This window comes from Microbacterium neungamense (assembly GCF_024971095.1).
Classification (GTDB): domain Bacteria; phylum Actinomycetota; class Actinomycetes; order Actinomycetales; family Microbacteriaceae; genus Microbacterium; species Microbacterium neungamense.
This window is the reverse complement of record NZ_CP069717.1, coordinates 635,780-649,574: the sequence shown is the minus strand read 5'-3', so window position 1 is coordinate 649,574 and position 13,795 is coordinate 635,780. Positions and strand designations below refer to the sequence as shown.

The 13,795-nt window shown below is 72.1% G+C and carries 12 protein-coding genes, 1 pseudogene and 1 riboswitch; of the genes and pseudogenes, 10 read left to right on the top strand and 3 right to left on the bottom strand.

Annotated elements, in window-relative coordinates; translation table 11 throughout:
* Positions 1–52: 52 nt before the first annotated feature.
* Together mfd and JSY13_RS03045 are read right to left on the bottom strand one after the other, a co-directional pair.
* Positions 53–3,631 (bottom strand): transcription-repair coupling factor, encoded by a 3,579-nt coding sequence (mfd, locus tag JSY13_RS03050; RefSeq protein WP_259607565.1) that lies wholly within the window; start codon positions 3,629–3,631, stop codon positions 53–55.
* 51 nt (positions 3,632–3,682) lie between these two features.
* Positions 3,683–4,600 carry an EamA family transporter gene (locus tag JSY13_RS03045; RefSeq protein ID WP_259607563.1) on the bottom strand — a complete coding sequence of 306 codons (918 nt, stop codon included), beginning with the start codon at positions 4,598–4,600 and terminating at the stop codon, positions 3,683–3,685.
* 103 nt (positions 4,601–4,703) lie between these two features.
* On the opposite strand from JSY13_RS03045, the gene JSY13_RS03040 reads away from it, so the two are divergent.
* The 8 genes and pseudogenes from JSY13_RS03040 (at position 4,704) to JSY13_RS03005 (ending at position 11,941) form a co-directional block, all read left to right on the top strand.
* Complete coding sequence (locus tag JSY13_RS03040) at positions 4,704–5,267, top strand: GNAT family N-acetyltransferase (protein ID WP_259607561.1); 564 nt, start codon at positions 4,704–4,706, stop codon at positions 5,265–5,267.
* Positions 5,268–5,308: 41 nt separating this feature from the next.
* Positions 5,309–6,172 (top strand): Fpg/Nei family DNA glycosylase, encoded by an 864-nt coding sequence (locus JSY13_RS03035; protein ID WP_259607560.1) that lies wholly within the window; start codon positions 5,309–5,311, stop codon positions 6,170–6,172.
* Positions 6,173–6,252: 80 nt separating this feature from the next.
* Positions 6,253–6,393, top strand: a riboswitch (FMN riboswitch).
* Between the two features lie 52 nt (positions 6,394–6,445).
* Positions 6,446–7,480, top strand: a complete 1,035-nt coding sequence (gene ribD, locus JSY13_RS03030; protein WP_259607559.1) for a bifunctional diaminohydroxyphosphoribosylaminopyrimidine deaminase/5-amino-6-(5-phosphoribosylamino)uracil reductase RibD — start codon at positions 6,446–6,448, stop codon at positions 7,478–7,480.
* Positions 7,480–8,118: a riboflavin synthase gene (locus JSY13_RS03025; RefSeq protein WP_259607557.1), complete on the top strand. Its 639-nt coding sequence runs from the start codon at positions 7,480–7,482 to the stop codon at positions 8,116–8,118. The genes ribD and JSY13_RS03025 overlap by 1 nt, the downstream gene beginning before the upstream one ends.
* Entirely contained in the window at positions 8,115–9,383 is a 1,269-nt protein-coding gene (gene ribA / locus JSY13_RS03020; protein ID WP_259607555.1) for a GTP cyclohydrolase II, read from the top strand. Before JSY13_RS03025 ends, ribA begins: the two co-directional genes overlap by 4 nt.
* Entirely contained in the window at positions 9,380–9,856 is a 477-nt protein-coding gene (ribH, locus tag JSY13_RS03015; RefSeq protein WP_259607553.1) for a 6,7-dimethyl-8-ribityllumazine synthase, read from the top strand. The genes ribA and ribH overlap by 4 nt, the downstream gene beginning before the upstream one ends.
* Before the next feature lie 203 nt (positions 9,857–10,059).
* Positions 10,060–10,419, top strand: coding sequence for a Fe-S protein (locus JSY13_RS03010; RefSeq protein ID WP_259607551.1), 360 nt, complete (start codon positions 10,060–10,062; stop codon positions 10,417–10,419).
* A 70-nt stretch (positions 10,420–10,489) separates the two neighbouring features.
* Positions 10,490–11,941, top strand: a pseudogene (locus JSY13_RS03005) (MFS transporter).
* A gap of 46 nt (positions 11,942–11,987) precedes the next feature.
* Here JSY13_RS03005 and JSY13_RS03000 read toward each other — a convergent pair.
* Positions 11,988–12,614 carry a TetR/AcrR family transcriptional regulator gene (locus JSY13_RS03000; protein WP_259607549.1) on the bottom strand — a complete coding sequence of 209 codons (627 nt, stop codon included), beginning with the start codon at positions 12,612–12,614 and terminating at the stop codon, positions 11,988–11,990.
* A gap of 81 nt (positions 12,615–12,695) precedes the next feature.
* Between JSY13_RS03000 and JSY13_RS02995 the strand changes: the two genes are divergently transcribed.
* Positions 12,696–13,235: a hypothetical protein gene (locus JSY13_RS02995; RefSeq protein ID WP_259607548.1), complete on the top strand. Its 540-nt coding sequence runs from the start codon at positions 12,696–12,698 to the stop codon at positions 13,233–13,235.
* Positions 13,236–13,337: 102 nt separating this feature from the next.
* Complete coding sequence (locus JSY13_RS02990) at positions 13,338–13,769, top strand: MmcQ/YjbR family DNA-binding protein (RefSeq protein WP_259607547.1); 432 nt, start codon at positions 13,338–13,340, stop codon at positions 13,767–13,769.
* Positions 13,770–13,795 lie beyond the last annotated feature (26 nt).

Sequence of the window (13,795 nt, the reverse complement as noted above, 5' to 3'; positions counted from 1 at the left end):
GTACAAGGCCGCGTCAGGCGCACCCCGCACCGCGCGATCCGCCCGCCTGAGCTCAGGCCGGAGTCTTCACCGGCTCGGGGAACAGCGCCGTGAGCAGCTGGCCGACCCACTCCACGAGGTCCGGCCCGTCCGGGCCCGGCATCGGCACGACGAGCGCCTCGCCGCCGCCGACCAGCTTCGCCTTGGGGTACAGCCGCTGCATCCGCACCTTCATCGACTCCTCGAACCGGGCCGGTGCGATGCGGAGGTTCGAGCCCATGGCGACGACGTCGGTCAGGCCGGCGCGGGCGGCGCGACGACGCAGGCGGGCGATCGCGACCAGCCCGGACGCCTCCTCCGGCAGCGCCCCGTACCGATCGGTCAGCTCCTCGACCACGAGATCGATCGCGTCGTCCGCCGCCGTCGCGGTGGAGGCGCTGGACAGCTTCTGGTACGCCTCGAGCCGAAGCCGCTCGCTGTCGATGTAGTGCTCGGGGATGCGCGCCTCCACCGGCAGCTCGTGCCTCAGCTCCTGCTCGGAAGCGGTGTCCTCGCCGCGGAACGTGGCCACCGCCTCGCCGATCATGCGCAGGTACAGGTCGAACCCGACGCCGGCGATGTGCCCCGCCTGCTCTGCGCCGAGCAGGTTGCCGGCGCCGCGCAGCTCGAGGTCCTTCAGGGCCACCTGCATGCCGGAGCCGAGGTCGTTGTTCACCGCGATGGTCTGCAGCCGGTCGGCCGCGGTCTCGGACAGCGGCTTCGTGTCGTCGTACAGGAAGTACGCGTACGCGCGCTCCCGACCGCGGCCGACCCGCCCCCGCAGCTGGTGCAGCTGCGACAGCCCGTACTTGTCCGCGCGGTCGATGATGATCGTGTTGGCGTTCGAGATGTCCAGCCCGGTCTCGATGATCGTGGTCGAGACGAGCACGTCGTACTTGCGCTCCCAGAAGTCGTCGACGACCTGCTCCAGCTGGTGCTCGCCCATCTTGCCGTGCGCGACCGCGATCCGCGCCTCCGGCACGAGCTCGGCGATCTCAGCGGCAACCCGCTGGATCGACTGCACCCGGTTGTGCACGAAGAAGACCTGCCCCTCGCGGAGGATCTCGCGCCGGATCGCCGCCGCGATCTGCCTGTCGCTGCGGGGACCGACGAAGGTGAGGATCGGATGCCGGTCCTCCGGCGGGGTCTGCAGCGTGGACATCTCGCGGATGCCGGTGACCGCCATCTCCAGGGTCCGCGGAATCGGGGTGGCGCTCATCGCGAGGATGTCGACGTTGGTCTTCAGCTTCTTCAGCGCGTCCTTGTGCTCGACGCCGAAGCGCTGCTCCTCGTCGACGATGAGGAGCCCCAGGTCCTTGAACCGGACCTGCTCGGTGAGGATGCGGTGCGTGCCGATCACCATGTCGATCGAGCCGTCGAGCAGCCCCTGCACGACCTGGCGCGCCTCCTTGTCGGTCTGGAACCGCGACAGCGCCCGAACCTTCACCGGGAAGCCGGCGAACCGCTCCGTGAAGGTCTCCAGGTGCTGCTTCACCAGCAGGGTGGTCGGCACGAGCATGGCGACCTGCTTGCCGTCCTGGATCGCCTTGAACGCCGCGCGCACGGCGACCTCGGTCTTGCCGAAGCCGACGTCGCCGGAGAGCAGCCGGTCCATCGGGATGGGCCGCTCCATGTCGGCCTTGATCTCCTCGATGGTCTGCAGCTGGTCCGGCGTCTCCGCGAACGGGAACGCCTCCTCGAGCTCCCGCTGCCACGGCGTGTCAGGGCCGAAGGCGTGCCCCTTGGCGTTCATCCGCGCCGAGTACAGCTTCACCAGCTCCACGGCGATGTCGCGCACGGCCTTGCGGGCACGGCCCTTGGCCGCCGCCCAGTCGCTGCCGCCCATCTTCGACAGCGCCGGCGCCTCGCCGCCGACGTACTTCGACAACAGGTCGAGCTGGTCGGTGGGCACGAACAGCTTGTCGCCCGGGTAGCCGCGCTTGGACGGCGCGTACTCCAGCACCAGGTACTCCCGCGTGGTCTTGGTGGCATTCCTGCCGCCGGAGGACACCTCGCGCTTGGTCATCTCCACGAACCGGCCGAGGCCGTGCGTGGTGTGCACCACGTAGTCGCCGGGCTTCAGCTGCAGCGGGTCGACGACGTTGCGGCGGCGGGAGGCGAGCTTCTTGACCACCCGCTGGTCGCCGCCGATGGTGCGCCCGTAGAACTCGTTGTCGGTGAGCACCGCGAGCCGGGCATCCGGCACCTGGAAGCCGGACTCGACCGTCCCGGTGACGAGCGTGGCGACCCCCGCCTCGGGCTCCTCGCGCAGGTCGTCCACGATGCGGGCCGCGATGCCGCGGTCGCTGAGCACGTCGCGCGCGCGCTCCACGAGCCCGTGGCCGGAGGCGATGACGACCACCCGCCACCCTTCGCGGAGCCGGTCGTCGACGAACGCGATCGCCCCGTCGACGTTGCCGTGGAAGGAGGGGATGACGGATGCCTCGAGGCTGGTGGCGTCCTCGTCGCCGGAGGCGAACGGGCTGAGCCGCCACCACACCCCGTCCCGTTCGTGCACGATCTCGCGCAGACGCGCGAGGGAGACGAAGTCGCCCGCGTCCAGCCGCGCGTCGAGCATCCCCGCCGCACCGCCGCTCAGCGTCGAGGGATCGATCGGCGCCGCGGCGCCGGAGGTAGCGGCGCTCCACGCCGCATCCAGGAACTCCCGGTTGGTCTCGCCGAGGTTCTGCGCCCGCGCGCTGGCCCGCTCCGGGTCGACGATGGCGGTGGCGGAGCCGGCCGGCAGGTACTCGGCGAGCGTGACGAGGGGGCCTGCGACCATCGGGAGCAGCGACTCCATGCCGTCGACCGGGATGCCCTGCGCCATCTTCTCCAGCATCCCGGCGATCGCGGGGAACCCGGCGACGAGGGCGCCGGCGCGCTCGCGCACCTCCGGGGTGAGCAGCAGCTCGCGGCTGGCGGGCAGCTCGACGGCGGCGACGTCGCCGGGCAGGGAGCGCTGGTCGGCGACGGAGAACGCACGGATCTGGTCGACCTCGTCGCCGAAGAACTCGATGCGGTACGGGTGGTCGGCGGTGGGAGGGAAGACGTCGAGGATGCCGCCGCGCACCGCGAACTCGCCGCGGCGGGACACCATGTCCACCCGCGAGTAGGCGCGCTCGACGAGCTGCGCGGCCGCGCCCTCCAGTTCGATGCCGCGGCCGCCGACCCGCAGTTCGAGGGGGGCGGCGTCGCCGAGGTTCGCCGCCAGCGGCTGCAGCGCGGCGCGCACCGAGGCGACGACGACGAGGGGCCGCTCCCCCGACCAGGTCGCCACGCGCCGGAGCGCGTCCAGGCGCCGGCCCACGGTGTCGGGGCTCGGGCTGAGCCGCTCGTGGGGAAGCGTCTCCCAGGCCGGGAAGGTGAGGATCTCGGCATCCGCCAGGTAGGCGCCCAGCGCGGCCGCGAGCACGTCGGCGCGCCGCCCGGTGGGCGCGACCACGAGAGCGGATGCCGGCAGCCCGGCCTCCGCTCGGCGCTGCAGCAGCCCCGCCAGGACCGGGGCGTCCAGCCCGTCCACCAGCGAGATGTCCGCGTCGGTCTTCGCCCAGGCGAGGGCGTCGCGGTACAGGTTCGCCTCTTCCAAGGCGCGCAGAATCCCCGGAACAGTCACCGCACGAGTCTAGTCGGGGCGGACGACATCGGGCCGGGCCGTCCGGCCGGATCAGCCGGCCGTGCGCGCCCGCCGGAACCCGTCCACGGCGAGGATGCCGAGCGCCACGGCGAGGATGCCGTACACCGCGAGGTCGGCACCCTGCATCCGCTCGCCCAGGATCAGCGCCACGACCACGAGCAGCACCGGCTCCACGTAGCTGAGCAGCCCGAACACCGGCATGGACAGCAGCGAGGAGGCGCCGAGGTACAGGGTCATCGCCAGGGCGCTCGCGAAGGCGATGCCGAGCAGGCCGCTGAGCTCCAGGGGCGTGAGCGGCACCGGCGTCGCGGTGACGAGGAACAGGACCGACACCGGCACCATGGCCGCCGTCTCGGCGCCGAACACGATCGGGCCGTCCAGCCCGAAGCGCCGGCGCAGCACGAAGTAGAGCGTGTACGGGACGCAGATCACGAGCGTCACCCAGGACAGCTCCGGGGTCGCGGCGAGCTTGACCGCCACGGCCACCGCCGCCAGCGCCACGACGAGCCACTGCATCCGGCTGACGTGGTGCCGCATCAGGAACCGTCCGCCGAGGACCAGGCAGATCGGCAGCAGCAGGTACCCGAGTGAGGCGTCCAGCGCGTGCCCGTGCATCGGCGCCCACATGAACAGCCACAGCTGCACGCCGACGATCGTGGCCAGAAGCAGCGCCAGCAGCGGCATCCACCAGCGCGATCGCAGCCGCCGCCACAGCACCGTCAGCGCCCGCCGCGCCGCCGGGTGCGCGAGCGCGGCGGCGTAGCAGAGGACCGTGATCAGCACCCGCCACGCGAACACGACCTCGGCGGAGGAGCGGACCAGCGCGGCGAGGCAGAAGATGCCGCCGAACAGGACGGATGCCGCCAGCGACGCGAGCACGCCACGGGGCGATGATTGCTGCACCGGCACGGCCGACTCCTTCGGGATCACGGCGAACGGCCGCCCCACGATGCTACCGGCCCGGTCGGGAAGGCCCGGGCGCCCGGCAGTCAGCGCCTGGCCGGTCCGTGGCGCGGCCGGTCTGCGGCGCGGCGGTCACTACGCTGAGCGGATGGAACCCGTCACGCTGCGCACCGAGCGGCTGGTGCTGAGCATCCCGACCATGACCGACGTCGACGCGATCACCGAGGCGTGCCAGGATACCGAGGTGCCGCGCTGGACCACGGTGCCCAGCCCGTACACGGCCGAGAACGCCCGCGAGTTCGTGGAGAAGGTCACGACCTGGTGGGATGAGCGCGCCGAGACCGTGTGGGCGATCCGCCGCGACGGCGTCCTCGCCGGCATGATCGGGCTGCACCGCATCACCGATCACCCGCACGGCGGGGAGGCCGAGATCGGCTACTGGGGCGCGGCCGCGTTCCGCGGGCAGGGGCTGATGACCGAGGCCGGCCGCGCCGTGGTCGACTGGGCTTTCGGCGAGCTCGGGCTGGTGCGGCTGAGCTGGCGGGCCGTCGTCGGGAACGTGCCCTCGGCCCGCACCGCCCGCACCCTCGGCTTCCGCTACGAGGGGACGCTCCGCCAGGGGCTGACCGGCCCCCGCGGCCGCGACGACGGCTGGATCGCGGGGCTGCCCGCCGCCGACGACCGCACCCCGGTGGACTGGCCCGTGCTCTGACGGCCCTCGCCGATGTCGGATGCCGGTGGCAGGATGAACGCATGCCGGAGATGCCGGAGGTCCAGGGGCTCGTCGACTTCCTGTCCGCCCGCGCGGTCGGGCGCACGATCACGCGCGTCAGCGTGGGTGCGATCGCGGCGCTGAAGACCTTCGATCCGCCGGTGCACGCCGTGCAGGGCGCCACCGTCACGAATGCCGTGCGGCACGGGAAGTTCCTCGATCTCGCCTGCGGCGACGACCTGCACCTGGTGTTCCACCTGGCCAAGGCGGGCTGGCTGCGCTGGTACGACGACCTGCCGGCGACGCCGATCAAGCCCGGCCGGAGCCCGATCGCCGTGCGGGTCGGCTTGGACGACGGATCCGGCTTCGACCTCACCGAGGCCGGCACCAAGAAGTCGCTCGCCGTGTTCGTCGTGCGTGCACCGGAGGATGTGCCAGGCATCGCCCGGCTCGGTCCCGATCCGCTCGACCCGGCGTTCACACGCGACGTGTTCGCAGGCCTGCTGGCCGGCCGGCGGACGCAGATCAAGGGGCTGCTGCGGGACCAGGGCCTGATCGCCGGCATCGGCAACGCGTACTCGGACGAGATCCTGCACGCCGCCCGGATGTCGCCGTACGCGCCCGCCGTCGGACTGGACGACGCCGAGATCGACCGGCTGTACCAGGCGATGCAGACGACCCTCCGCGAGGCGGTCGAAGCCGCCGCCGGCAAGCCCCCGGCCGACCTCAAGGACGCCAAGCGGCGCGGGATGCAGGTGCATGCCCGCCGCGGCGAGGCGTGCCCGGTCTGCGGCGACACGATCCGCAGCGTCTTCTTCGCGGATCGCTCGCTGGAGTACTGCCCGACCTGCCAGACCGGGGGCAAGGTCCTGGCCGACCGCCGCCTCTCCCGGCTGCTGAAGTGACCCGGAACGCGGCCGGGGCAGGCGGTACGCATTCACGGGAATGAAACGCGAAGGAGGGCGTTGAGTACACTCAGAGCATCAACGTGCTCCGGGGTCGGTGAGAATCCGAACCGGCGGTGACAGTCCGCGAACGCCTGGCCACAGGCGCCGATCCGGTGGAACTCCGGGACCGACGGTGATGCGAGCAGTCGCTCGCGAGTCCGGATGAGAGGCAGCACGAAGCGCGCCTGCGCGCGTTCGGCGATCCCCGGAGCCTTCGACGAAGGACGACGGATGGCAGTGACCGAGGCCGAACGCGACGCGATGTCGCGCGCCCTCGAACTCGCCGGGAACGGCCCCCGCGGCATCAACCCGCAGGTCGGCGCGGTCATCCTCGCTCCCGACGGCACCGTCCTCGCCGAGGGCTGGCACCGCGGCGCGGGCACCCCGCACGCCGAGGTCGACGCCCTCTCCGCGCTCACCCCCGCGCAGGCCCGCGGCGCGACCGCCGTGGTCACCCTGGAGCCGTGCAACCACACCGGCCGCACCGGCCCGTGCGCCCAGGCGCTCATCGACGCCGGCATCGCCCGCGTCGTGTACGCCCTCGATGACCCCGGCGCCGTCTCCGGCGGCGGCGCCGAGCGGCTGCGCGCCGCCGGCGTCGAGGTCGTCGCCGGCGAGAAGGCCGAAGAAGCCCGCGCGCTCATCGCCGACTGGCTGGAGGTGCAGCGGCTGGGACGCCCGCACGTCACCGTGAAGTGGGCGCAGAGCCTGGACGGTAGGGCCGCGGCATCCGACGGCACCAGCCAATGGATCACCGGACCTGCCGCGCGCGCCGACGTGCACCGCCGCCGTGCGGCCGCGGACGCCATCGTCGTCGGCACCGGCACCGTCCTCGCCGACGACCCGGCGCTGACCGCGCGCGACGGCGACGTGCTGCTCCCCCACCAGCCGGTGCCGGTCGTGATCGGCTCGCGGGAGACCCCGGCGGATGCGGCGGTGCGCCGGCATCCGCACGCCCCCGTGTTCCACCCGGGCCACGACCTGACCGCCGTGCTCGCCGACCTGCGCGAGCGCGGCATCCAGCGCGTCTTCGTCGAGGGCGGACCGACCCTCGCGAGCGCGTTCATCGCGGCGGGGCTCGCCGACAGCATCCTGGCCTACATCGCGCCGGTCCTGCTCGGCGGCGACCGTCTCGCCCTCACCGACGTCGGCGTCGCCACGATCACGGACGCCCGGCACCTCGTCGTCGACGAGTGGGTGCCGCTCGGACCGGACCTGCTCGCGATCGCCCGCCCCCTCGACCCCGCGACGCGGGAAGGAGCCTGATGTTCACCGGAATCATCGAGGAGATCGGCGAGATCGCCGCCATCACCCCTTCGGGCGACGGCTGGCGGCTCACCGTCCGCGCCCCCATTGCCGCCTCCGACGCCGTGCACGGCGAGTCCATCGCCGTCTCCGGCGTCTGCCTCACCGTGGTCGGCTCCACCGCCGACACCTTCGACGCCGACGTGATGAAGCAGACGCTCGACGTGTCCGCGCTCGGCGACGTCGCGGTCGGGTCGCGGGTCAACATCGAGAAGGCCATGCCGGTCGGCGCCCGCCTGGGCGGGCACATCGTGCAGGGCCACGTCGACGGCGTCGGAGAGGTGCTCGAGGTGCGCCCGGGCGACCAGTGGCGCGTGATCCGGATCAGCCTCCCCGCCGACCTCGCCCCGCTCGTCGTCGACAAGGGGTCCATCAGCGTCGCCGGCACCTCGCTCACCGTCAGCGCCGTCAGCGACCCCTCCGCCGCGGCGCACTGGTTCGAGGTCTCCCTCATCCCCGAGACGCTCGCCGCCACGACGCTCGGCACGCTCGCCCCGGGCGACCGGGTGAACCTGGAGACCGACATCCTCGCCCGTCACGTCGAGCGCCTGCTCGCGTTCCGCTCCTCTTCGGACATTTCGGAAGGAGGCTCACGATGAGCCTTGCCACCATCCCCGAGGCCCTCGACGCGCTGCGCGCGGGTCGCCCCGTCATCGTCGCCGACGATGAGGACCGCGAGAACGAGGGCGACGTCATCCTGTCCGCCGAGCTGGCGACGGCGGAGTGGGTCGCCTGGACCGTCCGCTGGTCGTCGGGCTTCATCTGCGCTCCGATGCCGGCCGACCTGGCCGACCAGCTCGACCTGCCGCCGATGGTGGAGATGAACGAGGACGCCAGGTCGACGGCGTACACGGTGAGCGTGGATGCGGCCGACGGCATCACCACCGGGATCAGCGCCGCCGACCGGGCGCGCACGCTGAACGTGCTGGCCGATCCCGCCGCCACGCCCTCGAGCATCATCCGCCCGGGCCACGTGCTGCCGCTGCGCGCGGTGGACGGCGGCGTGCGCGAGCGCAGCGGGCACACCGAGGCGGCGGTCGAGTTGATGCGGCTGGCCGGCCTGCGGCCGGTGGGCGCCATCGCCGAGGTGGTCGCCGAGGACGGCAGCATGATGCGCCTGCCCGGGCTGCTCGAGCTCGGCGAACGCGACGGCGTGCCGGTGATCACGATCGAGCAGCTGATCGCCTACCTCGACGAGCACGAGCCGCTCGCCGAGCCGGCCACGCCGCACGGCCGCCGGCGGGTCAGCCTGCGCGCCGACGCCACCGTGCCCACCGAGCACGGCACCTTCCGCTTCCTCGCATACAAGGACCGGATCACCGGCACCGATCACATCGCCGTCGTCTCCGGCGAGCCCGGCGAGACGGCCCTGGTGCGGGTGCACTCGGAGTGCCTCACCGGCGAGGCGTTCGGCTCGCTGAAGTGCGAGTGCGGTCCGCAGCTGGACGCGGCGCTCGACGCGATCGAGCAGGAGGGCGGCGTGGTCATCTACATGCGCGGGCACGAGGGCCGCGGCATCGGGCTGATCAACAAGCTGCGCGCGTACAGCCTGCAGGAGGGCGGTCTGGACACGGTGGACGCGAACCTCGCCCTGGGTCTGCCGGCGGATGCCCGAGAGTACGCCGCCGCGGCAGGCATCCTCGCCGACCTCGGCGTGTCGAAGGTGCGTCTGCTGACGAACAACACCGACAAGGTGAACAAGCTCCGCGAGCTCGGCCTGGACGTCGTGGAGCAGGTTCCGCTGATCGTCGGCGTCGGACCCAACAACCACCAGTACCTGGAGACCAAGCGCGACCGGATGGGTCACATCATCGGCGAGGAAGAGCTCGCCGAGGCCCTCGCGCAGGGAAAGGAGCGCGCATGAGCGGCGCAGGAGCACCGAAGCAGGGCGGCATCGACGCGAAGGGCCTGCGGGTCGTCGTGATCGCCGGCACGTGGCACGAGACGATCAGCGAGGGGCTGATCGCGGGTGCGAAGCGGATCCTCGACGAGTCCGGCGCCGAATACTCGGTCGTGCGGGTGCCGGGGTCGTTCGAGCTCGCGGTGGCCGCGCAGGCGGCCTTCGCCGGCGGCGCGGACGCGGTCGTCGCGCTCGGCGTGATCATCCGCGGCGGCACCCCGCACTTCGAGTACGTGTCGTCCGCGACGACCGACGGTCTGACCCGTGTGGCGCTGGACGCCGGCAAGCCGGTCGGCTTCGGGGTGCTCACCCTCGACGACGAGCAGCAGGGCCTGGACCGCGCCGGCCTGCCGGGCTCGAAGGAGGACAAGGGCGCCGAGGCCGCGGATGCCGCGCTGCGCACCGCCCTGGTGATCCGCGAACTCTCCGCCCGCTGAGGTCGCCGGTCGGGCGTTTCGTCTCGCTCCGCCTCCGGCGGTGCTCGCTCAACGACCGGGAGGGACTCCCCCTCCCGGCCGTTGAGCGAGGACGCGCACAGCGCGCCCGAGACGAAACGCGCCCTCCCCCTCCCGGCCGTTGAGCGAGGACGCGCACAGCGCGCCCGAGACGAAACGCGCCGTCCGCCGGATAGTCTGGCCCCATGGAGACCCTGCGCCACGTCGTTCTGCTCGTCCACCTGATCGGCTTCGCCACGCTGTTCGGCGCGTGGGCGACGCAGGCCTTCGGGGGCCGGCGGGAGCTCACCCGGCTGATGGACATCGGCCTCGCCATCGCCGGCGTCGCCGGGCTGATCCTCGCCGCCCCGTGGGGACTGCCCGACGGCGCCGAGATGAACTACGCGAAGATCGGCACGAAGCTCGTCGTGCTCGTGGTCATCGGCGCGCTGATCGGCATCGGCACCGCTCGTCAGAAGCGCAACCAGGACGTCCCGCCGGCGATGTTCTGGGCTGTCGGCATCCTGACGCTGCTGAACGCGAGCCTGGCGGTGCTGTGGCGCTGATGCGCCGTTCAGCGCTTTCCCAGGGATAGACTCCGGTGGGCCTTCCCCACCCCGCCCACCGGAGGAACATGTGAGTACGACAACCGCCCCCGCGAATCCCCGCTCCCGGGTCATCACCGCGAGCCTGGTCGGCACCACCGTCGAGTTCTAACTTCTACGTCTACGCGACGGCGGGCGTCCTCGTCTTCCCCGTCCTGTTCTTCCCGACGGGCAACGACACGACCTCGCTGCTGGCCTCCTTCGGCGTCTTCGGCGCCGCCATGGTGGCCCGCCCGATCGGCGCCGTGGTGTTTGGGCACTTCGGCGACCGCTTCGGCCGCAAGGCCACCCTCGTGGCATCCCTGCTGACCATGGGCATCGCCACGTTCCCGATCGGCGTGCTGCCCACCTTCCAGCAGATCAACTGGTGGGCGGCCCTGCTGCTGCTCATCCTCCGCCTCGCGCAGGGCTTCGCCCTCGGCGGCGAGTGGTCCGGCGCCGCGCTCGTGGCCACTGAGAACGCCCCGGCCGGCAAGCGCGCCTGGTACGGCTCCTTCCCGCAGCTGGGCGCGCCCCTCGGCTTCATCATCGCCAACGGCATCTTCCTCGCCATCACGCGCTGCTGCCGCACGAGTCGGACCCGACCCAGAAGTCCGAGGCGTTCCTCAGCTGGGGCTGGCGGGTGCCGTTCCTGTTCTCCGCCGTGATGGTGATCATCGGCCTCTGGGTCCGGCTCAAGCTCGTCGAGTCCGACACCTTCAAGCGCGCCGCGGACACCGGCCGCATCCACAAGCTGCCGCTGGCCACGGTGTTCCGTCACCACTGGAAGCAGCTGATCCTCGGCACGTTCATCATGCTGGCGACGTACGTGCTGTTCTACCTGATGACGAACTTCACCCTCGCCTTCGGCACCAAGCCGGCCTCCCTGGAGACCGCCTCGGCGGCGGCGCAGGCGGCGGCCGAGGCGGCGGGCAAGCCGTTCGACGCGGCGGCCTTCGCCGCGCAGTTCTACCCCGGGCTCGGTTTCGGTTACACGCAGTTCGTCGTCATGCAGATCGTCGGCGTGGTGTTCTTCGGTATCTTCACGCTCGTCTCCGGCCCGTGGGCCGACAAGGTGGGCCGGCGCACGCTGCTGCTGTGGGTCACCGGCGGGATCATCGCGTTCGGGATGACGTTCAGCCTGTTCCTCGCCCCGCAGGCCACCCCGGCGCTGACCACCGCGGTCACGCAGGGCTTCCTCATCCTCGGCTTCCTGCTGATGGGCATGACGTTCGGGCCGATGGGCGCCCTGCTGCCGGAGCTGTTCCCGACGAATGTGCGCTATTCGGGTTCGGCGATCGCCTACAACGTCTCCTCGATCCTCGGCGCCGCGGTCGCTCCGCTGATCGCCGTGGAACTGTGGCGCCTGGGCGACGGCTCGCCGTGGCTGGTCGGGGTATACCTCTCCGCGATGGCGGTGCTCACCTTCATCGCGCTGTGGCTGAGCCCCGAGACCAAGGGCCACCACTACGAGGACGATCTGGGCATCGCGGCGCAGCCCTGAGCGGGGCTCACCCGAGCATCCGATGCGCGAGCGCGGGCCCCGGCGGTCAGCCGGTCAGCCCGCGCTCGAGCAGCTCCACGGCCCGCACCCCCTGCGGGATCACGAGGTCCGCGATCTCGCTTCCTGACCGGCCGGCCACGGCGAGACGGTGCACCTCCTGCCCGACGGCGCGCAGCACGCCTGCCATCGCGGCTCCGAGGAACCTCGGCAGCACTCCTTCGACGTGCCCGTCCGCCGCGAGCGCGGCGAGATCGTCGGCGATCGCCGCGAACTGAGCCTCCTCGCGGGCCTGCAGCGACGGGCTCCCGGCGATCACGCGGCGCGCCTGGAGCAGGCGCTCGATCCCGGCCGGGTCCTCGTCGGCGAGCACGCCGCCGGGCCGGCGCAGCAGCTCGCGGAACGCCGCCGGCAGCGACTGATCCGCCGGACGGTCGCGCAGCGACGCGACGAGGTGCTCCCGGTATTGCGCCATCCCGTGCAGGACAAGATCCTCCTTGGTCGGGAAGTAGTTGAAGACGGTCGCCGGCGACACGTCCGCCGCCGCGGCGATCTCCGTCACGGTCACCCCGTCGAAGCCGCGCTCGTCGAACATCGCCATCGCGGTGGCCTGGAGCCGCTGCCGGGTCTGGCGCTTCTTCCGCTCCCGCAGTCCGGGCGTTGTCGCACTGTCCATGCCCCGATCCTACGGAAAACCCTACTTGCTCCAAAGATGGAGCCACTCTAAGTTTGTCGGATCGTCGATCCGAGGAGCACCATGTCGACCGCCGCCACCTCCCGCCGTCCCGCGCCGTCCGAACCCGTGCTACCGCTGTCGCGCCGGTCGCGTCAGGCCGTCCGGGTGACGCACATCGTCGCTGCCGGCTCGTGGATCGGCGTCGACGTCGTCGTCGCCGTGCTCGTGCTCACCGGCTGGTCCTCGCCGGATGCCGGCCTGCGCGGGCTGGCCTACCGCGCTCTGGCGAACTTCATCGTCGCCCCCATGCTGGTCTCCGCCGCGGTCTGCCTGCTCACGGGCCTCATGCTCGGGCTCGGTACGAAGTGGGGCCTCGTGCGCTATTGGTGGGTCCTGGTCAAGCTCGTCCTCAACACCGCTCTCTGCATCGCGATCGTGTTCGTGCTCGCCCCGGGGATGCCGGAGATCGACCGGTACGGCGCCACCGGTGGCGCGGCCGGGAGCGCACGGACCGAGACGCTGTTCTTCCCGCCGGCGGTGTCGCTCACCGCTCTGACCTTCGCCGTCGTCCTCGCCTCCGCGAAGCCGTGGGGGCCGATCCGCCGGAAGGCCTCCGCATGACATCGGCGCGCCCCGTTCAGCCCGGATCGCCTCCGGTCGGGGCGGCGCCGCTGAGCGCGGAGCCCCTCCCGACCGGGCATCCGCCGCTCGTACACTGACGGCATGCCGACGATCGACGACGTCCGCAGGATCGCGCTCGGCCTGCCGGGCGTGTTCGAGAAGACCGAGGGCCACCTGCGCGCGCCAGCGTGGTACACCCGCGGCGGGCTCGTCGTCTGGGAGCGCCCGCCCGGGAAGAAGGATCTGGCGCAGCTCGCCGAGGCGGGCGGCTCCTGGCCTTCCGGCACCGTCGTCGCGGCGCGTGTCGACGGACCGGATGTGAAGGCCGCGCTCCTCGAGACCTATCCGGAGGTGTTCTTCACGATCCCGCACTTCGACGGGTATCCGGCCGTGCTGATCCGGCTGGACGCGATCGACGACGACCTGCTGCGCGAGACGATCGTGGACGCCTGGCTGCTGCGCGCACCCCGCCGGATCGCGAGCGAGTGGCTCGCCGAGCACGGGTCGGATGAGTCGATGCCGCAGGCGGAATGATCACTCCGCGCCGCGCCGAATCACAG

Excerpts from the sequence above, each read along its gene's own strand:
- JSY13_RS02990 (WP_259607547.1), top strand. The coding sequence starts at position 13,338 with ATGCCGACGATCGACGACGTCCGCAGGATCGCGCTCGGCCTGCCGGGC.
- ribD (WP_259607559.1), top strand. The coding sequence starts at position 6,446 with ATGGCAGTGACCGAGGCCGAACGCGACGCGATGTCGCGCGCCCTCGAA.
- JSY13_RS03025 (WP_259607557.1), top strand. The coding sequence starts at position 7,480 with ATGTTCACCGGAATCATCGAGGAGATCGGCGAGATCGCCGCCATCACC.
- JSY13_RS03010 (WP_259607551.1), top strand. The coding sequence starts at position 10,060 with ATGGAGACCCTGCGCCACGTCGTTCTGCTCGTCCACCTGATCGGCTTC.
- JSY13_RS03035 (WP_259607560.1), top strand. The coding sequence starts at position 5,309 with ATGCCGGAGATGCCGGAGGTCCAGGGGCTCGTCGACTTCCTGTCCGCC.
- ribH (WP_259607553.1), top strand. The coding sequence starts at position 9,380 with ATGAGCGGCGCAGGAGCACCGAAGCAGGGCGGCATCGACGCGAAGGGC.
- JSY13_RS02995 (WP_259607548.1), top strand. The coding sequence starts at position 12,696 with ATGTCGACCGCCGCCACCTCCCGCCGTCCCGCGCCGTCCGAACCCGTG.
- ribA (WP_259607555.1), top strand. The coding sequence starts at position 8,115 with ATGAGCCTTGCCACCATCCCCGAGGCCCTCGACGCGCTGCGCGCGGGT.
- JSY13_RS03000 (WP_259607549.1), bottom strand. The coding sequence starts at position 12,614 with ATGGACAGTGCGACAACGCCCGGACTGCGGGAGCGGAAGAAGCGCCAG.
- JSY13_RS03040 (WP_259607561.1), top strand. The coding sequence starts at position 4,704 with ATGGAACCCGTCACGCTGCGCACCGAGCGGCTGGTGCTGAGCATCCCG.